Source organism: Variovorax sp. 10N420 (assembly GCF_056394705.1).
In genome coordinates, this window is record NZ_JBFTIJ010000016.1 from 75,449 (window position 1) to 95,577 (window position 20,129).

The following is a 20,129-nucleotide window of genomic DNA, read 5'->3' on the forward strand; positions in this document are numbered from 1 at the left end:
TTTTGAAGTCTTTGCACTGCCGGTGCTCTTCCTACGCAACTCGCGCTTCGCTCCGACAGAGGCACGGGGTCGTCCATCTAGTCTGGTTTTCCAACCTTTCAAAGGAGTTTGCCATGCAGTGGAGAGATGACGACCGGCGCGGCGGTCAGGATTGGCGCGACGAGCAGAACCGCGAGTGGCGGGGCCGTGGACAGGGCCAGGGTCAGCACGAGGCTTTTCAGGGCCGCAGCACGCAGATGGGCGGTTCCGAATACGGCGGCTATGAGTCGGGGTGGTCCCAGGGCGGCCGCAGTCAAGGCGGCCAGGGCAGTGACTATCAGCGCGGCTACTGGGGCAACGATTTCGATCGAGGCAATCCCGATCGAGACTACGGCCGCTCATCGCATGAGCGCGACAGTTGGCGCACGCACAACCAGGGTTCGCAGGGATCGCAGGGATCGCAGGGATCGCGATTTGGCGGCCCAGGGGAATACGGCCGCGAGAGCGAACAGGGCCGAGGCACGCTCGGTGGCGGCTACATGAGCGGCTACGGCCGTGACCAGAGCCAGAGCGACTGGGACATGCCGACCGGCCCGCGCACATGGGGCAGCGGTATTGGAAGCGGGGTGCAGGGTCGCGGAAGACAGCAGTACATCCAGGGGCAGGGACGTCACTCGGACCCGGACTATCTGCAATGGCGCAATGAGCAGATGGAGCGCTTCGACGACGACTTCGATGCCTATCGGCGTGAGCGGTACGGCAAGTTCGCGGACGAGTTCAACACCTGGCGCGCAGCCCGCAGCCAGCAGTCATCGGGCCAGGGTTCGAGCGGAGCATCGTCGGGTACGTCAGGCGCGTCGGGCGCGTCAGGTGCCTCGTCAAGTAGCTCTGGCGGTTCCGGCAGCAGCAGCCGTACGGGCGACAGTTCGAGCTCCAAGCAACATAGTTGATCGGCACTCGAGGAACACACCATGGCAAATGAAATCTCCGGCCGTCCCTTGGCGGTCGTCACCGGCGCGTCGTCGGGCATTGGCTTCAACCTGGCGAAGTGTTGCGCGGAAGGCGGTTACGACCTTTTGCTGGCCGCCGACCAGCCTCTGGAGGCGGCTGCGCAAGACTGCCGCTCGCTCGGCGCGCAAGTCGAGACGGTGCAGGTCGAGCTTGCCAGCCGCGACGGTGTCGACAAATTGGTCTCCAAGGTGGGCGGCCGGCACGTCGAAGCCTTGCTCGCCAATGCTGGCCATGGCCTCGGCAGGGCGTTCATGGAGCAGGATTTCGCCGAGATACAGCACGTCGTGGACACCAACATCACGGGCACGCTGTACCTGCTGCGCGAGCTGGGCGCCAGGATGGTCGCGGACGGCCGCGGAAAGATCCTGGTCACCGGCTCGGTCGCCGGCTTCATGCCCGGCAGTTTCCAGGCTGTCTACAACGGAACCAAGGCATTCGTGGACTCGTTTGCCGCGGCCTTGCGCAACGAATTGAAGGACTCGGGGGTGACCGTCACTTGCCTGATGCCAGGTCCCACCGACACTGAATTCTTCGCGCGTGCGGACATGCTGGACACGAAGGTGGGCACCGACAAGAAGATGGACCCCGCCGAAGTCGCGAAGATCGGCTTCAAGGCCATGGAAGACGGAGAGGCCGACGTGGTCGCCGGTCTCAAGAACAAGATGCAGGTCGCGATGGCCAAGGTGCTGCCTTCGCAGATGTCGGCCGAGGGTCACCGGAAGCTGGCGGAGCCGGGCACGGCGGAGAGATGACGATAAGGGCTGCAAGGCCCCCTACGCACCAAACGGCGGAACCGAGCGGTGGTTGTTCTCCCACTGCTCCTGATGCTCCAGGCAGAGCTTCGCCGTCGGTTTCGCCAGCAGGCGAGCGAAAGGAATCGGCTCGTCGCATTCGTCGCAGAAGCCGAAGCGCTTCTCGCGCATGCGTTCGCGCGCGTCCTGGATGTCGCGCAACTCCTCCTGGTCGCGCATCAACTGCACATGATCGAGTCCGGCGAGGAAGCGCTCGTCGGCAATGTCGACGGGGTCATTGACCTCACGCGGACGGGGTTCGCTGGACGCGAGACCGCTTTGCTTGAGATCCCGCACTTCAGCGCGCAGGTCCTCCTCGCGGCGCACCAGCAGCGCTTCGAGTTCTTGCAGCTGCGCCTCGTTCAGATGGGCACGGGCATCAGTCATCGTGTCTGCGTGCCCGTGGTCGCGCCGCCCGAGGGAGGCTGAGATGGCGTCGACGACTGCGAGTTCGCCGGCCCTGCGGGCTCCTCGCTTCGCTGCGTCGAGAAGAAGTTGTAGCTCAGCGCACCCACCAGCAGCACTGCAATGGCAATGGCGCCCCAGCGGATGACGCGCTTGTTATCGCGTTCATCGCTTCCGACCTGGCCCTGTGGTTTCATGGCAAATCCTGGTTGTCGAGACATTGCGAGTCCCGCTCAATGCGCAGCGCTCGCGAAGAGCTTCACCATCTCGGCATTGAAGTAGGGGATGTCGTCGGGCCTGCGGCTGGTGACCAATCCATCGTCCACCACCACGGGTTCGTCCACCCAATCCGCACCGGCGTTCTTCAGATCGGTGTGCAGCGAGGGCCATGACGTCATCTGGTGGCCCTTGACGCCCTCGGCCTCGACCAGCGTCCAGGGACCGTGGCAGATCGCGGCAATCGGCTTGGCCGCATCGATGAACGACCGAACGAAGGCGACGGCCTTGCCGTCGATGCGCAACGCGTCGGGATTGACCACGCCGCCCGGGAGCAGCAGTGCATCGAACTCCTCGGGTTGCGCCTCGGCCAAGGGGACGTCGACGGGAAACGAGTCCGCCTGATCGTGGTGGTTCCAGCCGCGCACCTTGTCGTCCTTGGGCGAAACGAGCTTCGTCACTGCGCCGGCGTCATCGAGCGCCTTGCGCGGCTTCACCATTTCGACCTGCTCGAAGCCATCGGTCACCAGGATCGCGACACGCACGCCATCGAGTTGCTTGTCAGCCATGACAGTACCTCCTGAAAAACCTTCACCCTAGCCGTCACAAAGGGCCTGCCGGATCAGCGTTGGCCTGCACAGCCTGTCGGACAGGAGGGGGTGCATTGCACAAAGCCGCTGGTCGGCTCGGCCGTCAGTGGTCACCGACAGAACTGGGCGACTTCCACCGAGGCCGATGGCGCGGGGTTGGCCCACCATGGGCTCCCTCAACACTCAGCAATCACTGGAGCGAAGATGAAGCCAAGAGTCACGAAGCCGCCGCCTTCGCGCAACAGGATCGATGACGCAGAGGAACCCGAGATCACCCAGGAGGACTCGGTACCGAGCGATGGGAAGGACCGCGTCGGTGAAAAGATGATGGAGCAACTCGGCCGTGAACGTCGCGGGGAGCAAGCCAAGGAAGGCAAGGAAGGCAAGGAAGGCAAGAAGAGCAAAGAAGCCTAGTAGCGAAGATCGAAGCGCACTCTCTTTCGCGCCGCTCCCTGCTGGCGTCCTGCGGGGTCCTCCCGCTGCTCGGCAAATGCAACCACGCGTCCATTGGCGCGACTGAATGCGACGTCGACCCGGTTCCCGCCTAGTTGCAGTCCGTGGAGTTCGATGGTTTCGATGCCCTGCGGCAAGAGCGGCTGATCGACGCGCAATGTGTGTTCGTGCCCGTCGACATGAACCCCGAGCACCGACTGCAGCAGCATGAACACCGAACCCGCCGCCCACGCCTGCGGCAAACAGGCCACCGGATAGGCGACCGGCGCTTCGCCCGATGCGCGATTGAAACCGCAGTACAGCTCCGGCAGCCGCAGCCCGAAATTGATCGCGGCCTCGAACATGCTGCCGATGAGGTGGACGGCGCCATCGCGTTCGCCGTAGCGCGCGATGCCGGCGGCGCATACCGCGACATCGTGCGGCCAGACAGACCCGTTGTGATACGACATCGGATTGAAGCGCGCCATGTTGGCGGGCAGCGTGCGCAGGCCCCAGCCGGTGTCGAACGCACCGGTGAGCAGTTGCCGCGCGACCGCCCGTCCGCGCTCGGCCGAAGGCAGGCCCGTGAACAGAAGGTGCCCCGCGTTCGATGCGCGCACCCGGCAAGGATCGCCAAGCCCGTCGAGCGCCAATGCGTAGAACTGAAGCTCATCCCGCCAGAACTTCTTTTCGACGCGCGCGGCCATTTCCCTGGCGGACTCGTTCCAGCGGGTTGCGCTGTCGTGGTCGCCGCGCCGCGCCGCCATGTGGGCCATGCCGAGAAATGCGGAGAACGCATAGCCCTGGACTTCCACCAGCGCAATCGGCCCGACCGGCGAACTGCCGTCGGCGTGGAAGACGGAGTCATGGCTGTCCTTCCAGCCCTGATTCGCAAGGCCGGTGGTCTCGCCGCGCGCATAGCTCACGAAGCCGTCGTGGCGCCGTACGTTGTCCTCGATCCACGCGGTGGCCGCCAGCAAGGCGCCCCAGATGTCGTCGATGAAGCCATGGTCGCCGGTGCGTCGTGCGTAGGCAGCCGCGAGCATCACGAAAAGCGGGGTCGTGTCCACGCCGCCGTAGTACTTGCCAAAGGGCAGTTCGTTGACCGCGGCCATCTCGCCCTTGCGGGTCTCGTGCATGATCTTTCCCGGCTCCGCATCGCGGAAGGACGAGGTTTCATGCGATTGGTGCGCTGCCAGGAAGGCCAGCACGCCGCGCGCCAGAGCCGGGTCGAGCCAGAGTGTCTGCATCGCCGTGATGACCGCGTCGCGCCCGAACGGCGTCGAGAACCACGGGATGCCCGCATACGGATAAGGCCCCGTCGGCAAGTCGGTCGTCAGCAGGGCGAGATCGGCTTCGGACTTGTCGATCCACGCCTGGAAGAGCCGGTTGGATGCGTGCAGTCGCGCCCCCCGGCGGCGCCGGACGCGCAAGCCGCGGCGCGCACGTGCGGCGGCGTCCCGATAGCGAAGACGCGAGGGCAGCGCGAGCCCGGAGCCGACCTCGAGATAGAGCACCCAATGCTGTCGCCCGGCCAATGCGACGTCGAACGATGCCCCGGAGTCGTTCATCTGCTGCGGGACTTCGGAGAAAGCGATGGAAACGTCGCGCCACACGGAGTCCAGCCCGCGATAGCGAAGTTCGACGCAGTGTTCGCCGACCTGCCCGGCAGCGAATTCGCCGCGCTTGGTGCGGGTTTGCCCGCGCACTTCGAACATGTCGCGAAAGTCGGCCGCGTAAAGCAACTGCAGCGGCACGCGCGTTGCGAGATCGCTGTAGTTGACGAGCGAGATGCGTTCATAGACGCGGTTGTTGCAGAGGAAGCGCCGCCGCTCCAGGTGAATCACGCCTTCGGGCATCGATTCGCCACCCAGCGGGGGCAATGGATGGTTCGTCAGGTTGGCCGTGAAGAAGGCGTTGTCCTGGCTGACGTCGCTGGAGAGCAGGCTGGGCGTCTGCCCATTCATCAAAACCCTGAAGGTGGACAGCAGCCGCGTGTCGTTGTGGAAGAGGCCATCGCCTTCACCCGTGATGTCGCCCATGGCGTCCGCCACGATGAAGGTGTCACCTTCCTTCAATACGAAGAGGCGCTGGCCGGAGCGCGCGGGTGGAGGAGGCCACGCGTTTTCCTGCAGTGCGCCTGCGTCAGGCTCGTTCATGAGCAACTCCGGTTGCGATGGAAATTATGCGGCTTCACCTTCGAGCAGCGCATTCCGGCTGTCGCGTGCCAGTTGCCAATACAACTGCACGTAGCGTCGCGCCATCGCGTCGGCGGTGAATCGATGCTCGAACTCCGCGCGCACACGCGCGCGCGGCAGATGCCGTACCTGCTCGACCGCTTGCACGGCCTGCGCCATGTCGTCGACGATGAAACCGCTCTTGCCGTCTTCCAGCACCTCGGGAACGGACCCGCAGCGCCATGCGATGACAGGCGTTCCGCACGCCATCGCTTCGATCATCACGAGGCCGAAGGGCTCCGGCCAGTCGATCGGGAACAGAAGCGCGCGCGCTTGTCCCAGGAAATCGGCCTTTTGCTCGGCCCCGATTTCGCCGATGTATTCGACCAGCGGATGCGCGAGGAGCGGTTCGATCTCGCGCACGAAGTAGTTGCGGTCCACGGCGTCTACTTTGGCTGCAATGCGGATCGGCACGCCTGCGGCGCATGCAATGGCGATGGCGCGATCGGGTCGCTTCTCCGGCGAGATCCGGCCCAGGAAAGCGAGGTAGTCCCCGCGCGGCGTGGCATTGAACCGGAAGCCCGCCGGATCGACGCCATGGTGCACGGTGGCATACCAGTTCGCATCGGGCATGTCCTTGCGCTGTCGATCGGAGATCGACACCAGCGCGAACTTGTCCCAGCGGCCGTAGGCGCCGGCAAGGTCGGCGATGTCGAGCCGCCCGTGCAGCGTCGTCAAGGTGCAGCCGGCCATGTCCTCGAACAGGGGGAAGTGCAGCATGTCCGTGTGGAAATGCAGCACATCGAATTCATGCGCGCGGCGCCGCACCTCATGCAGCATCGACAGATGCGCGGCAAGGTCTGACTTCAGCGGCGCCGGGTCGAGGCGCAGCGCCTGCTTGCGCGTGGCGACCAGCTTCGCGCGGGTCAGCGTATCGCCGGAGGCGAAGAGCGTGACGTCGTGGCCTTGCTCCACCAGGGCATCGACCAGATGGCCCACCACGCGTTCTGTTCCGCCATAGAGGCGAGGGGGAACGGCTTCATAGAGCGGGGCGATCTGCGCGATTTTCATGGACCAGTCACTTTCGGAGCTGAGCCCGCAACTCTAGGCGCCGGGCCGGGGGGGCTTATCGGAATCTGGCGGCTTGCGCTGTCGTCCAAATCCTCACGGGCTGCTGCTGCGGCGGCGCAGACGGGCGACGTCGTCGGCTTGCACGGCCGGCGCGGTCCTTGGAACCGCCGACTTGCGCTCCTGTAAGCCGCTGGCTTTCGTCAGCGTGCGAACGCACCGTCAGGCCCGGATCACCGGGTTCTCGCGGGCGGCAATTGCTTCGGCTGCTGCCATGCCGCGGCATCGTGAGGGCGCGTCGCGCCGTCGAAATAGCTCAAGCCGCACAACAGTGCCAGCGTGCAAAGCGCGGTGAAGCACGCCGAGCGGCTCCAGGGTGACGCGCGATCGATGCGCATGAACCAGCGCACGACGATGGCCGTCTTGATGCCGGCAATCGCCACGCCGGGAACCCAGCCGTACGTACCCAGCGAGAGGTAGGCGCTGCCGAGGCTGGTCATCAGCAACGCGATCAATGCCAGCCAGACGAGCGCGAGTCGGCGGATGCGGCGGCGAAGGTCTGCGGTGATCATGAATGGCGGCTCACGAGATAAAGAAGTGGATAGAGGGCAATCCACACGATGTCCACGAAGTGCCAATAGAGCCCGGCCACGGAGACGGCAGCGCCACTCGCCCAGTCGAGACGGCGTCGGCAGCCGACGGCGAGCGCAGCCATGAGCGCAATGCCGATGCTCACGTGAATGGCATGCAGGGCCGTTGAAAGGAAATAGAAAGCAAAGAACATCTGCGCGCCTTGCGGCACATCTTCGCTGTCGCCCAGCCGGAATGCCGGCCCCGGGAAGAGCCCTTCATGCCAGTCCTTGCGGTATTCGATGCCCTTGATCATCAGGAAGACGATGCCGAGGACCGCAGTGGCCGCGAGCAGGCGAGAGGACAGCCTTGCCGCGTTGGCAGAGTGCGCTTCGACGGCCATGGCGACGCAGGCGCTGCTGCTGAGCAGGATGGCGGTGTTCAGGGTGCCGAGCACCACGTCCGTGTGGCGGCTCGCCGCCGCGAATCCGTCGGGCCACTGCGCGCGGCCGAAGGCATAGGTCAGCAGCAGGGCGCCAAAGAAAAGGACTTCGCTGCCGATGAACACCCACATGCCGAACTCCCCGACGCGAGGGGCGCCTGGCCGCGAGCCGGAAGCCGCTGCGTTCGTCATGTTCGTCATTGCAGCGCCTTCGCGTCGGCGCGGTGCTGCGGCGTGTAGTCGTACGCATCGCCGGGCGCCTTCGGCGGCGCGTCGAAATTGTGGGTCGGGGGCGGCGAGGAGGTCTGCCACTCCAGGCCTGTCGCGTTCCATGGATTGCGCCCGGCGCGCGCGCCATGGTGCAGTGACCGGATCAGATAGAAGAGCGGCATCAGGTAGCCCAGGGCCAGCACCACCGCCCCCGCGGAGGACAGCACATTGAGCACCTGGTATTCCGGCGCGTAGGCGTGATAGCGCCGGGGCATTCCCTGAAAGCCCAGCAGATACTGAGGAAAGAACGTGAGATTGAAGCCGACGAAGATCAGCACCGCCGCAATGCGCGCCCACAGCTCGTGATAGAGCCGCCCCGTGACCTTGGGCCACCAGAAGTGCAAGGCCCCGAAGTACGCCATCACCGCGCCGCCCACCATGATGTAGTGGAAGTGGGACACCACGAAGTAGGTGTCGGTGAGATGAACGTCGAGCGCAAGCGACGCCAGAAAGAGCCCCGTGAGCCCGCCGATGGTGAACAGGCCGACAAAGCCGAGCGCATACAGCATCGGCGCATCGAAGCGGATCGAGCCCTTGTACAGGGTGGCCGTCCAGTTGAAGACCTTGATGGCCGAGGGCACCGCGACCATGAAGCTCAGGAACGAGAACACCACGCTGGCGGCGGTCGATTGCCCGCTCACGAACATGTGATGCCCCCACACCAGGAAACCGAATGCGGCGATGGCCAGCATGGCATAGGCCATGAAGCGATAGCCGAAGATCCGCTTGCGCGCAAAGCACGGAACGATCTCGCTGACGACGCCCATGGCGGGCAGCACCATGATGTACACCGCCGGGTGCGAGTAGAACCAGAACAGGTGCTGGAACAGCAAGGGATCGCCGCCGTACGCCGGATCGAACACACCCACCTGGAAGAGCCGTTCGGCCACCACCAGCAGCGTCGTGATGGCCAGCACCGGCGTTGCCAGCACGAGGATGATGCTGGTCGCGTAGATCGCCCAGACGAACAACGGCAGCTGGAACCAGCCCATGCCCGGCGTGCGCATCGTGTGGACCGTGACGATGAAGTTCAAGCCCGTGGCAATCGACGAGAAGCCCGTCACGAAGACGCCGACCAGCGTCAGCACGACGTAGCCGTTGGAAAACATCGTGGCGTAGGGCGTGTAGAAAGTCCAGCCGGTGTCGACGCCGCCGAAGAAGAGCGCCAGCAGGGTGAGCAGGCCACCGGCGATATAGAGATACCAGCTCAAGAGATTCAGGCGCGGCAGGGCGAGGTCCTTGGCGCCGATCATCATCGGCAGCACGAAGTTGCCCACCACGGAGGGGATCGACGGGATCAGGAACAGCCAGACCATCACGACACCGTGCGCGGTGAAGAGCTTGTTGTAGGTGTCGGCGCGGACGAGGTCGCCGGCGGGCGTCACGAGTTCGAGCCGGATCATCGTGGCCGCCGCGCCGCCGACAAAGAAGAAGAAGGTGATCGCCACCGCATAGAGGATCGCGATGCGCTTGTGGTCATGCGCAAGAAACCATGAGCGGATGGTGAGCCCGTCGGTCAGGTAGCTGGTCATCGCAGTTGCTCCACATCAGGCATTGCCGGGGCACCGGCACGCAGGTAGGCAATCAAGGACTGGAGTTGCGCCTCGTCGAACTGGCCCTGGAAGCTCGGCATCACGGGCGCGAAGCCGGCGACGACGTCCTTGCCGGGTTGCAGGATGGAGTCGCGCAGGTAGTTGTCGTCGGCGACGATGGTGCGGCCGTCCTGCAGATGCACCAGTCGGCCGCTCAGGCCCTGCAGGAGCGGCGCGTGCACCGTCGAGGCCGCGTTGTGGCAGCCGCTGCAGCCGGCGCTGCGAAAGAGGGCAAATCCTTGTTCGATCGTGCCGTTCTCGGGCGGCCCGGCTTGCGTCCAGCGCGCGTATTCGGCCGCGGGCATGACCGTCACGACGCCGACCATCGCCGAATGGTCGCTCCCGCAATACTCCGAGCAGAACAGCCTGTATTCGCCAATCCGGGTGGCAGTGAACCAGAAGCGCGTGAAGCGGCCCGGAACCACGTCCTGCTTGAGACGGAAGGCCGGTACGTAGAAGCTGTGGATGGCGTCCTGCGACGACATGACGAGCGCAACCGGCTGCCCCAGAGGCACGTGCAGCGTGTTGATCTCGCGCCGGCCACTCGGATGCTGCAGCTTCCACATCCATTGCTTGCCGACGACATTGATCGTCAGGGCGCCGGCTGGCGGCTCCCGCAAGGTGAGGTATTGGCTCGCGGCCCACATGAAGAGGCCGAGAAAGATCAGAAGCGGGGCGATGGTCCACGCTGCTTCGAGGCCGCCTGCGTTGCTTGGCGGGTCGGTGCGATCCACATCCGACCCGCTGCGGTAGCGCACGCACATCCATACGATGAGGCTGCCAACGGCCAGCGCCATGACGCCGCACAGCAACAGCATCGCGCCGAACAGCGCATCGGTGTGCGAGGCGATCGACGACGCCTCCGGCATGAACAGCCGAATACCGGACGGCGCGAGGACGGCGGGTAGTTCGTTCATGGCTCAGGAAGCGCTCGCGGCGCGGCGGCGCCAGATCCACAGGCCCATCGCGATCGCGCCCATGCAGCCGAGGATGCGCATCGCGTCCATGACAGCGACGCTGTAGCGCCCAGTGACGGGGTCGTAGTGGCCGCACAGCAGCGTCAGCCGATCGGTGAGCGAGCCGACATGCCCGCCTGCCGCTTGCTCGACGGCGAGGCGCAACTCGCGCGCGTCGAAGCGCACGCCCGGAAAGTAGCGCGCGACGGTTCCCTGTGGCGTGGCGACCACGAAGCCGGCGCTGTGAGCGATGCCGTTGTCGCCGCGCTGGACCGCGTAGCCGAGCGCACGAGTGAGACGCTCGGATGTCGGGGCGCTCGTCGTCAGCAGATGAATGTCGATGTCACGATCGGCGAGGAAGCGGGCGTAGTCGCGGTAGTCGGATTCGCGAGCGCGGGCCATGGCCGGTGTCTCGTCGGGGTCGATGCTGAAGCCGACGATGCGCCAGGAGCGCTGCGGCAGCCCGCTGCCTTGCAGCGCCTCGAGCACGCCCTGCATGACGAGCCCGCACAACTCGGTGCATTGGTAGTAGCCCGGCACTAGCACCACTGCCCGGTCGCCGCCGAAGAATTCGCGCAAGCGCATCGGCTTGCCGTTGCTTTCGACCATCGAGACATCCAGCGGCAACACCGCACCGATTCGTTGTACGAGCTGGACCTGGGGCGCCGATGGCAATGCCAGCGGTGCCTCGGCAAGCGCAGGCACAGCGGCGAACAGCGCGCAGAGCAGCGGCAGCATGTTCGACAGCAACCTCATTGCGGCGCCCCTTGCCGCGTGGCAGGGCCGGACCGGGCGCGCAGCCCGCGCTCGGTCATCAGGCTCATCGCGCGATCGACGGGGATGCGCACGTAGCCCGGTGATCCGGGAACCGGACCGGTTGCATCGAGCTCGTCCTGCTTCTCCTTTCGATAGGTCGCCAGGTCGTCCTGCGGTGCCGTTTGAAGGTCGGGCCTGGCCTGTGCTTCAGAGAGGCCTGCCGGGTCTCCCTTGCCGACTTGCCAGTAGGCCAGCAGCATCACGCAAAAGACGAGGGCCAGCAGGCCGAGGAGCGCCAGTACTGTGCGACGCGGACCGGGATCACGCGCGGGCATTCGCCACCTCCCTCGTTCCTGCATCGAGCATCGGTGCAAACACCAGCAAGCCAATGCCCGCCATGCAAAGGGGTGCCAGCCACCATATGGCTGCTGCATGGGGATCGACTGACGGAACGACCAGCCATACCGAATCAAGCGCGTTGGCCAGAAGGAGAAGCCCGGCCGTGGCGCCGAGCGTGGCGGGACGATCCTTGATGGGGCGCATGACGAGTGCCGCGACCGGCAACGCAAGCTGCAATCCGACCAGGGCCAAGCCCACGTTGAACCAGCCTGTCTGCAAGCGCGGAACGAACCACGAGATTTCGTTCGGCAAGTTCTCGGCCCAGATGATCAGGAACTGCATGAAGCCCAGGTAGCCCCAGGTCAGCACGTACATGAGCAGCAGGTTGCCCAGGTCACGGCCGACCGGGACTTCAGGCGCGGCCTTCGATTGCAGGGTCGCGGGCAGGCGCCACGCCGTCCACGCGGTCAGGGCCGCGGCGCCAGCGAGTGCTTGCGAGACCAGGACCAGCAGAGCGAAACCCGTGCTGCGCCATCCAGGCGTGAGCGACATCAGCAGATCGATTGCAGCCAGCGAGCCCAGCAGCGAATGGATGATCAGGCTCGCCGCCGCGCGTCGCCTGCTGAGCACCGGCCGAAGGGCACTGCGCGACAGCCAGAACCAGACGAGCCCATACAACAGCATCCGCGACGCGAACGCCGGAAGGTCGAGCCATGCGCGCGCAAAGGCGGGTTCTTCCAGTCTGCTCAACACGTCCGAATGCGGCGAGGCCCAGGGGTAAAGCGCCGTCACGCCCAAGGCAATCGGGACAAAGAGCGGGCCGAGCCACCAACGGCGAACCATCAGCAGCGCGGCCGCCGGGCGCAGCACTTCGCCCCAGCGCCCGCCGGTGAGCCTGTGCAGCCACAGGTTGATGCAGGCGCCCATCACGATGCCGACACACCACCACCACGCGGCCAGCCAGGCGGCGAGAAAGACGCGCGTGCCGCCGTGCCATCCGGCGACGAATCCGGCCAGAAGCAGCAGCACGGCACCGAGAGCGGTGGCGCGAGGCGCGCAGACGCGGCGCATCACCGGAGCTCCTTGGTCGAACCCGGCACCGGATGCCAACTCTGCGGCTCGGCCGGTGCCGGCAGATCGGCGACGAGTGCATGCCGGCTCAACTGCAATGCACGTATGTAGGCGGCGATGGCCCACCGGTCCGAGGGCTGGACGCGGTCCGCATACGAATACATCACGCCATAGCCATGGGTGATGACATCGAAGAAATGGCGATCGTCGACGGCGCGCAGGCGGTCGATGTGAAAAGACGGCGGTGATGGGAAGCCCCGCCGCACCACCGGGCCATCACCGTCCCCGACCGGGCTGTGGCAGGGCACGCAATAGATGGTGTAGCGCTCCTGGCCTCGAAGCAGGAGCGCACTTGACGGCCTTTCGGGGAGCGCCTGCTGAGCGAGAGCCGCTTCCTGATCGCCCAGATGCTGAGACCCGGCGCGACCGCTCGAAGTCGCCGCAATGTCGCCGCTCGCACGGGCCACGGTCCCCGGCGGCGGTGGACGCGTCCCCATCTTGTCCGGAAAGAGCGAGCTGGCCGTGTCAGGCAGCAGCTTGGGTTGCCGCAGCATGTCGCGTTCGGAGCGGTCGCATCCCGCCAGCATCGACACTGCGCCGCACAGGCAGAGCAGGGCGGCGAGGACGGCGCTTGGCCTCACGGCATCACCTCGCTCACGCGCAGCGGATCGAGACGCTGCAAGAGCGCCCGCGCCTGCCGGTCGTCGAAGGCCGGATCGTCCCGACGCAGGCACAGGAAGAACCGGTTGCGCATCGAGAGATCGAAGTCCGGCGCATTGAAGACGGGGTGGTAGAGCCTGGGCATGCCTGCGCGCCACAGCATCGCTCCGACCGTGGCGAATGCACCTCCCAGCACCGCGAGAGAAAAACTCACCGGAACGAACATCGGCCAGCTATGAAGCGGACGCCCGCCGATGTCGATGGGGTAGGACACGACAGCCGCGTACCACTGCATGAAGTAGCCCAGCACGCCGCCGAGCACCGTGCCGACCAGGCAAGCGAACGCAACGCCGCGAGGACGCACACCGAGTGCTTCGCCGAGCCCTTCGACGGCGAAAGGCGCGTAAGCCTCCGCACGGCGATAGCCCGCGGAACGCGCCTCGCGGACCGCATTCAGCAGCGCGTCCGAAGAGGCGAACTCGGCGATGAGTCCCCAGGGTTGGGTGGCGTCGTTCATCAGCCGGCCTCCGCCTCGGTGTGCTCCAGCTCGCGCATCTCGGCCATGGAGATCACCGGCAGGACGCGGACGAACGCGAGGAACAGCCATGCGAACGCGCAGATGGAGCCGAGCAGGAAGACCCAGTCCCAGGCGGTCGGCACAAACAAGCCCCATGCCGAGGGCATGAAGTCGCGATGGAGGCTGGAGACCACGATGAGTACCCGCTCCATCCACATGCCCAGGTTGATCGCGAGGCTGAGCCCCAGAAGCAGTCCGGCGCTTCTGCGGCAGCGACGCCACCACAGCAATTGCGGCAGCAAGACGTTGCACACCAGCATCGACCAGTAGACCGGCGCATAGAAGCCGACCCAGCGGTCTTCGGTCATCGCGATGTCGTAGCGGTCCCCGCTGTAGAACGCCATGAAGATCTCGCTGAGATAGCCATAGGCTACCAACGAAGAAGTCGCCAGCAGGACCTTGCCTGCGTGGTCGAGATGCACTTCGGTGATGAAGTCGTGCAAGCCGAAAGCGCGGCGCAAGGGGATCGCAATGGTCAGCACCATGGCAAAGCCGGAGAACAGCGCGCCGGCGACGAAGTAGGGCGGAAAGATCGTGGAGTGATAGCCCGGTGTGTTGCCGATCGCGAAGTCCAGCGAGACCACCGAATGCACCGACACGACCAGCGGTGTCGCCAGGCCCGCCACCAGCAGATAGGCCTTCTCGTAATGCACCCACTGCCGCGCTTCGCCCCGCCACCCGAGCGCGCCGAGCGCGAAGACGAAGCGCTTGATGCGCCCCTCGGCGCGGTCGCGCAGCGTGGCGAGGTCGGGGATCAACCCCACGTACCAGAACACGAACGACACGATGATGTAAGTCGCGATCGCAAAGAAATCCCACACGAGCGGACTGCGCCATTGCGGCCACAGGCCCATGGTGTCGGGGTAGGGCGCGATCCAATAGAACTTCCAGGCGCGTCCCAGATGCAGCAGAGGAAAGATCGCCGCCATGGTGGCGGCGAACAGTGTCATCGCTTCGGCGAACCGGTTGATGGAGGTTCGCCACTTCTGGCGCAACAGCAACAGCACCGCCGAAATGAAAGTGCCCGCGTGGCCGATGCCGATCCACCACACGCAATTGGCAATCGCGAAGCCCCAAGCCACCGGAATGTCGACGCCCCATATGCCGACGCCTGTGCGCAGCAGGTAGACGATGGCCGCGCCGAAACCGAGCGTGCCCGCGAACGTGCCCCAGAAGGCGATTCGCCAGAGCTTGCCGGAGGGCCGCGACAGCACCAGATCGGCAATCTTGTCGGTGATGCTCGCGTAGCCCCAGTGGCCGCGCAGGACGGGCGGCGCGGCGCTCATTGACCGGCCTCGTCATCGGCGACGACGCGCGCAAGGTAGGTCGTCCGCGGGCGCGTGTTGAGTTCTTCCAGCAGTGTGTAGTGCCTCGGCGATGCCTTCGCGCGCGACACGGCACTGCCCGGATCGGCAAGGTCTCCGAAGTGGATCGCGCTTGTCGGGCAAGCAGCCTGGCAGGCCGTCACCACGTCGCCGTCCGCGAGCGGCCGTCCGGAGCGCTCCGACTGCAGCCGCGCCCGCGTGATCCGCTGGAGGCAATACGTGCACTTCTCCATCACGCCGCGCGCGCGCACCGTGACGTCCGGATTGCGCTGTGCCTTCAGTGTTTCGGTCGACTCGTCGCTGTACTGGAGGAAGTTGAAGCGCCGCACCTTGTACGGGCAGTTGTTGGAGCAGAACCGCGTGCCGACGCAGCGGTTGTAGACCTGCACGTTCAGGCCCTCGCTGTCATGCACCGTCGCGCCGACCGGGCAGACGATCTCGCACGGCGCGTTTTCGCAATGCATGCACGGCACGGGCTGGAACACGCCGCTATGGCTCGGCGCTTCGGCTTCCTCGTAGTGGTCGATGCGAATCCAGTGCATTGCACGACCGCGCGCCACTTGCTCCGCACCCACGACCGGGATGTTGTTCTCGGCCTGGCATGCGACGGTGCAGGCATTGCAGCCGATGCATGCATCCAGGTCGATCGCCATGCCCCAGGCGTGCTCGGCGAACCTGTTCATCGGCGGATAGAGCGAGGGGGCCGGCTCCTTGGGCGTGATCGCGGCCTTGGACGCCGGAACACTGCGGGCGAGTTCGCGGCCTTCCTGCGACATGGTGTGCTGCGTGCGCGCGAACTCGATGTGGCGTCCGGTGGCGGTCAGCGTCAACGGCGCGGTGCCTTCGCTGGCCGCCGGCCTGAGCGCGTATGCATCGAAGCCAATGCCGGAGCCCACGCGGCCGGCCTCCGTGCGGCCCAAACCGAGCGGCAGGGTGGCTGCACCTTCCGCATGCGAGGCCTGCACCCACACAGGCGCTTCGATCGATTTGGGACCGATGGCGGCGCGCACCACGTCGCCATTGCGCAGCGAAAGCGATGCTGCCGTGCGCGGGCCGAGATGCAGTGCGTTTCCCCAGGTGATGTGGGTGAAGGGGCGCGGCAGTTCCTGAAGCCATGCGTTGTTCGCGAATGCGCCGTCCCCCGCCGAAGGATCGGGAACGAAGACTGCGGCAAGTGCGCCGGCTTGCTGCGGAGCCCGGTCGGCGCGAGGCACGTTCGCTTGCGGCAGCGACAGCGGCTCGAAGGCGCTCTGGGCGATCGCGCCATTGCGCAGACTCTCGCGCCAGAACTGCTCGAAATCGTCGCCCGCACGGCCTGGCGGCTGCTGCTCGCGCCACTGGCGTCGCACGAGCTCGCGGCCATCCCGCACGGTGTCGTCGAGCATGGCGGCGACCAGCTCATGCGCGGATCGCGTGTCGTACAGCGGCATGATCACTGGCTGAATCAGCGAGGCGCTGCCGTCGAACGCGCGCGCGTCGCTCCATTGCTCGTAGGTGTGGCTCAGGGGCAAGTGCCATCGGCAGCATCGCGCGGTTTCGTCTGTGTAGAGCCCGGCGCGCACGGTGAAAGGCACCTGCGAGATCGCCTCTGCTACGGACAACTCGCCCGGCGTGTCATACGCGGGGTTGCCTCCGATGACCAGGAGCGTGTCGACCGCACCGTTCCTGATGGCGTCGAGCAGAGCTTGCAGGTCCTGGCCGCCGCCTCCTTCGGGTGGGTCGATGCCTTCGATCGTGCGACCGACCGATCCCAGCTTTTGATGAAGTGCCCATGCAAGCACATGTGCGCGCGGTGTCAGCGCGTCGCCGACCACGATCAACGCGTCCGGTCCCGCGGCGCGCAGCGCTGAGACCAGGCGCGTTTCGAAGCGCGCGGCATCGGCGTCCGGACCGGCGCTGTTGCTATTGCCATCATTTGCACGGTCCACCTCGATGAAGTGCCCGGCGACCCGCTCCAGCAGTGCCTCGATTGCCGCTGGAGGCAGGGCGATGCGATCGTCGGCGCGTGCGCCGAAGAGTCCGGGCGTTGTCTCGACGGCGACCAATCGAGCTGCATGGCCGGTCCCCGCGGCGGCCCGGGCTCGTGCCCAGTCGGCAGCGCATCGAACGCTCTCCGGACTGCCGGTGAACGGGTCGGCCCCAAACGAAACGATCAGCCTTGCCTTGCCGAAATCGTGCCGCGGGCGCACCGGTCGCCCGAAGGCGGTTCGAGTGCCGCTCAACGCAGAAGCGGGAGAAAGAGGATCGTGCCTGTGCAAGACAGTGCCTGGATAGCGCGCGACGAGTTCGCCCAGCTGCGCCTGCAGCGTAGGCGATGTGATGGTGGGCGTCAGGATGCGCAGCCCGGGTCCCTTGCCTTCGCCCCAGCGGCTCGCGCGTTCGCGCCAGGCGGTGTCGAAGGCGGCCCACGTCGAAGGGCTCGCATCGATGCCGGGCTTCGGGCGGCTTTGCACAGTCTGCGAGCGGTCGGGGTCCCACAGCTCCAGCACCGAGGCCTGCGCAAACGAGTCGTTGGTTCCCAGGCTGGCGGGGTGCAGCGGATTGCCCTCGATCTTGATCGGCCGACCTTCCCGCGTGCCCACCAGCACGCCATGGGCGAAGCCGCTGCGCACGAAGCTCGTCGCATAGAAGATCGCGCCTTCGCCCAATCCCGCCTCGGGCATGCGGACGAAAGGGTGTGCCTGTCCTGGAGGAGCGCGGGTGCAACCGGCGCTCGCCAGCGCCACGGACGCGGCCATCAGGGTCATGGCATGCCGCCGCGTCATCCCTGGTTCAGACACGATCTCGATCACGGATTTCGTCGAAGTCATGGCGCGGGTGGAGGCGAGAGGCGAGCGAGTGGTGCTATCGATGGCAGGTCGAGCAATCGGTCAGGCGGCGCTCGCTCAACAGGCGGGCAATCATCCGAACCGTTGCGGTGTCTCCATCGTCCAGCGGCTGCATGCTGAACACCTTCGAAGGATCGTGCAGATGCGCAAGCGGGTTGCGGTGGCATTTGACGCACCACTCCATCTGGAGCGTGGCAACGCGGCGCATCAACGGCATCTGGTCGACCCGGCCATGGCATTCGATGCAGGCCACGCCCTTGCTGATGTGAATGCTGTGATCGAAATACACGAAATCCGGCAGTCGATGGACCCGGTTCCATGCGATGGGATTGCCGCTTTTGGCGCTGTCCCGAACGGGCGCCAGCAGGGGTGCGTCGGAGAACAACTGCGAGTGGCAGTTGAGGCAAATCTGCGTTGACGGAAAGCCCGCGGATGCGGAGGTCTCCACGGACGTGTGGCAGTAACGGCAATCGAGTCCGACATCCCCGACGTGATGCTTGTGGCTGAAGGGAACCGGTTGCTGCACGATCTCGTTTTCGCCCGTGTCCTCGAATCCGCGCCAGGCCGCGATGCCAATGCCCAGTGCCACCAGCACGAACAATCCGATCAACGTCAGACTGACTGCCAATTCGGTTTGGCGCTGGATGATTTGGGCCATCGCGGCGTATTAGCACAGTTGGGGGTGCCGTGGTGTCCGCCTTTTGCTTCCTCATTCAGCGCCCTCGACTGACACCCGCGCACTTGCGATCGGGCCCCACTTTCGGTCACCAATATCGTTAACCTATCGCTGACAAGAACGAGTACATCGAGGATGCCGAGCAACTTGAAGGTCATCTTGCGCGCAGTCCGACGCTGGGCCTTCATCCCCGTCTCGGCCGTCGTGCTGAGTGTGCTGCTGTCGCATGCGCACGAGATCGATTGGGCGGGCGCCTGGTCGGCCCTGCGGCACTATTCGCCGCTGCTTCTGCTCGGAGGGCTAGGCCTCGCCATCGTGAGCCACATGCTGTATGGCTGCTTCGACCTGCTGGGACGACGCCACACAAGACACGGGCTCCCGCGGCCGCAGACCTTCTGCATCGGCATGGCGACCTATGCGTTCACGCTGAATCTGGGGACTCTGCTCGGAGGCGTCGCGACCCGAGTGCGCCTGTATGCGCGGGCCGGGCTCGACGAAGTCACGATCGCGCAGATCATCGCGATGAGTGCGACGACCAACTGGATGGGCTACGGCGTCATCGCTGGGGGGCTCTTCGCCGCACGCGCCATCACGCCGCCAGCACGATCGCCACTGACGGCCGAAGCCTTGCAGGCGCTCGGGTTCGCGATGATCGCGCTGGCCTGCGCGTACGTCGCAGTCTGTGCGATGGCTCATGGGCGCACCTGGCAAGTGCGGCATCGCAGGATTCGTCTGCCCGCGCCCGGCCTTGCCTTGCTGCAACTCGTGGTGTCGGCGGGCCACTGGTTCACGATGGGCGGGGTCATGTACCTGCTGCTGGACCAGCAGGTGTCGTACCCGATCACGCTGGCCGTGCTGATGACGGCCGCAATCGCGGGCGTGGTGACACCCGTCCCCGCCGGCCTCGGCGTGCTGGAAGCCGTCTACCTGATGCTGCTGGCAGGCGCTGTTCCGCAGGGCCGGCTCATGGGGGCGGTGCTGGCGTACCGAGCGCTTTACTACCTGGTGCCGCTTGCGGGTGCGATGGGAATCTATTTTGGGCTGGAGAGATACATGTCCCGCCGCCGCAACGCGGCGAATCCGTTGGTGCAGGCGCACACGCCGCAGCCTATGGGGCGGCATGTGCCTTGAGTGGACGCCGGCGAGTGACAAGTCAGGTCAGGTCACCGGCGCGGGGTTGAAGAGCACGAGTGCGTTGTGCAGCTTCCACTGCTCCGCCCAGGTCTTCTTGCGGCCGCTGGCGACGTCCAGCATCAGCCTGAACATCTCCCAGCCGACGTCGGCGATGGTCTTCTCTCCGGTGGCGATGGTTCCGGCATTGATGTCCATCAAGTCGTGCCAGCGGCGCGCGAGGTCTTCGCGCGTGGCGACCTTGATGACCGGCACCTGCGCCAGGCC

At 65.7% G+C, this 20,129-nt stretch carries 21 protein-coding genes and 1 pseudogene; 4 read left to right on the forward strand and 18 right to left on the reverse strand.

All coding sequences use genetic code 11. The features are described from left to right. The first annotated feature begins 113 nt into the window (after positions 1-113). Positions 114-929 carry a hypothetical protein gene (locus AC1DEK_RS27045; protein WP_478128398.1) on the forward strand — a complete coding sequence of 272 codons (816 nt, stop codon included), beginning with the start codon at positions 114-116 and terminating at the stop codon, positions 927-929. 21 nt (positions 930-950) lie between these two features. After that, the gene (locus tag AC1DEK_RS27050; protein WP_478128399.1) at positions 951-1,742 is read left to right on the forward strand and encodes an SDR family NAD(P)-dependent oxidoreductase; all 792 of its coding nucleotides are present in this window, start codon (positions 951-953) and stop codon (positions 1,740-1,742) included. A gap of 21 nt (positions 1,743-1,763) precedes the next feature. On the opposite strand, the gene AC1DEK_RS27055 is transcribed toward AC1DEK_RS27050, so the two are convergent. From AC1DEK_RS27055 to AC1DEK_RS27065, 3 genes are read right to left on the reverse strand one after another with little or no spacing between them, the layout of a single operon-like run. Then, complete coding sequence (locus AC1DEK_RS27055) at positions 1,764-2,168, reverse strand: TraR/DksA family transcriptional regulator (RefSeq protein ID WP_478128400.1); 405 nt, start codon at positions 2,166-2,168, stop codon at positions 1,764-1,766. Continuing rightward, positions 2,165-2,383 carry a hypothetical protein gene (locus tag AC1DEK_RS27060; protein ID WP_478128401.1) on the reverse strand — a complete coding sequence of 73 codons (219 nt, stop codon included), beginning with the start codon at positions 2,381-2,383 and terminating at the stop codon, positions 2,165-2,167. The genes AC1DEK_RS27055 and AC1DEK_RS27060 overlap by 4 nt, the downstream gene beginning before the upstream one ends. 36 nt (positions 2,384-2,419) lie before the next feature. Continuing rightward, complete coding sequence (locus AC1DEK_RS27065) at positions 2,420-2,971, reverse strand: type 1 glutamine amidotransferase domain-containing protein (RefSeq protein ID WP_478128402.1); 552 nt, start codon at positions 2,969-2,971, stop codon at positions 2,420-2,422. A 225-nt stretch (positions 2,972-3,196) separates the two neighbouring features. On the opposite strand from AC1DEK_RS27065, the gene AC1DEK_RS27070 reads away from it, so the two are divergent. Continuing rightward, complete coding sequence (locus AC1DEK_RS27070; protein WP_478128403.1) at positions 3,197-3,406, forward strand: hypothetical protein; 210 nt, start codon at positions 3,197-3,199, stop codon at positions 3,404-3,406. On the opposite strand, the gene AC1DEK_RS27075 is transcribed toward AC1DEK_RS27070, so the two are convergent. The 14 genes from AC1DEK_RS27075 to AC1DEK_RS27140 form a co-directional block, all read right to left on the reverse strand. Further along, positions 3,403-5,583: an amylo-alpha-1,6-glucosidase gene (locus tag AC1DEK_RS27075; RefSeq protein ID WP_478128404.1), complete on the reverse strand. Its 2,181-nt coding sequence runs from the start codon at positions 5,581-5,583 to the stop codon at positions 3,403-3,405. The genes AC1DEK_RS27070 and AC1DEK_RS27075 overlap by 4 nt on opposite strands. Before the next feature lie 24 nt (positions 5,584-5,607). Then, a complete protein-coding gene (locus AC1DEK_RS27080) occupies positions 5,608-6,672 on the reverse strand; it encodes a glycosyltransferase family 4 protein (RefSeq protein WP_478128405.1) in 1,065 nt (354 codons plus the stop codon). Between the two features lie 230 nt (positions 6,673-6,902). Beyond that, on the reverse strand, positions 6,903-7,241 hold the full coding sequence (locus AC1DEK_RS27085; protein ID WP_478128406.1) for a cytochrome C oxidase subunit IV family protein: 339 nt from the start codon (positions 7,239-7,241) through the stop codon (positions 6,903-6,905). Then, complete coding sequence (locus AC1DEK_RS27090) at positions 7,238-7,882, reverse strand: cytochrome c oxidase subunit 3 (RefSeq protein WP_478128407.1); 645 nt, start codon at positions 7,880-7,882, stop codon at positions 7,238-7,240. Before AC1DEK_RS27090 ends, AC1DEK_RS27085 begins: the two co-directional genes overlap by 4 nt. Continuing rightward, complete coding sequence (gene ctaD / locus AC1DEK_RS27095; RefSeq protein WP_478128408.1) at positions 7,879-9,483, reverse strand: cytochrome c oxidase subunit I; 1,605 nt, start codon at positions 9,481-9,483, stop codon at positions 7,879-7,881. The genes AC1DEK_RS27090 and ctaD overlap by 4 nt, the downstream gene beginning before the upstream one ends. Further along, entirely contained in the window at positions 9,480-10,460 is a 981-nt protein-coding gene (coxB, locus tag AC1DEK_RS27100) for a cytochrome c oxidase subunit II (RefSeq protein WP_478128409.1), read from the reverse strand. Before coxB ends, ctaD begins: the two co-directional genes overlap by 4 nt. 3 nt (positions 10,461-10,463) lie before the next feature. Then, positions 10,464-11,255 (reverse strand): SCO family protein, encoded by a 792-nt coding sequence (locus AC1DEK_RS27105; RefSeq protein WP_478128410.1) that lies wholly within the window; start codon positions 11,253-11,255, stop codon positions 10,464-10,466. Then, positions 11,252-11,590 carry a hypothetical protein gene (locus AC1DEK_RS27110; RefSeq protein ID WP_478128411.1) on the reverse strand — a complete coding sequence of 113 codons (339 nt, stop codon included), beginning with the start codon at positions 11,588-11,590 and terminating at the stop codon, positions 11,252-11,254. Before AC1DEK_RS27110 ends, AC1DEK_RS27105 begins: the two co-directional genes overlap by 4 nt. Then, positions 11,577-12,665: a hypothetical protein gene (locus tag AC1DEK_RS27115; RefSeq protein WP_478128412.1), complete on the reverse strand. Its 1,089-nt coding sequence runs from the start codon at positions 12,663-12,665 to the stop codon at positions 11,577-11,579. Before AC1DEK_RS27115 ends, AC1DEK_RS27110 begins: the two co-directional genes overlap by 14 nt. Beyond that, positions 12,665-13,306, reverse strand: coding sequence for a c-type cytochrome (locus tag AC1DEK_RS27120; RefSeq protein WP_478128413.1), 642 nt, complete (start codon positions 13,304-13,306; stop codon positions 12,665-12,667). Before AC1DEK_RS27120 ends, AC1DEK_RS27115 begins: the two co-directional genes overlap by 1 nt. Continuing rightward, positions 13,303-13,842, reverse strand: coding sequence for a DUF3341 domain-containing protein (locus tag AC1DEK_RS27125; protein ID WP_478128414.1), 540 nt, complete (start codon positions 13,840-13,842; stop codon positions 13,303-13,305). The genes AC1DEK_RS27120 and AC1DEK_RS27125 overlap by 4 nt, the downstream gene beginning before the upstream one ends. Then, the gene (gene nrfD / locus AC1DEK_RS27130) at positions 13,842-15,188 is read right to left on the reverse strand and encodes an NrfD/PsrC family molybdoenzyme membrane anchor subunit (RefSeq protein WP_478128415.1); all 1,347 of its coding nucleotides are present in this window, start codon (positions 15,186-15,188) and stop codon (positions 13,842-13,844) included. The genes AC1DEK_RS27125 and nrfD overlap by 1 nt, the downstream gene beginning before the upstream one ends. Beyond that, a complete protein-coding gene (locus tag AC1DEK_RS27135; protein WP_478128416.1) occupies positions 15,185-18,037 on the reverse strand; it encodes a 4Fe-4S dicluster domain-containing protein in 2,853 nt (950 codons plus the stop codon). The genes nrfD and AC1DEK_RS27135 overlap by 4 nt, the downstream gene beginning before the upstream one ends. A gap of 34 nt (positions 18,038-18,071) precedes the next feature. Further along, positions 18,072-18,713 carry a cytochrome c3 family protein gene (locus AC1DEK_RS27140; RefSeq protein ID WP_478128417.1) on the reverse strand — a complete coding sequence of 214 codons (642 nt, stop codon included), beginning with the start codon at positions 18,711-18,713 and terminating at the stop codon, positions 18,072-18,074. A gap of 153 nt (positions 18,714-18,866) precedes the next feature. On the opposite strand from AC1DEK_RS27140, the gene AC1DEK_RS27145 reads away from it, so the two are divergent. Continuing rightward, positions 18,867-19,862 (forward strand): lysylphosphatidylglycerol synthase domain-containing protein, encoded by a 996-nt coding sequence (locus tag AC1DEK_RS27145; protein WP_478128418.1) that lies wholly within the window; start codon positions 18,867-18,869, stop codon positions 19,860-19,862. A 27-nt stretch (positions 19,863-19,889) separates the two neighbouring features. Here AC1DEK_RS27145 and garD read toward each other — a convergent pair. Next, a pseudogene (gene garD / locus AC1DEK_RS27150) lies at positions 19,890-20,129 on the reverse strand (galactarate dehydratase); the annotation flags it as partial.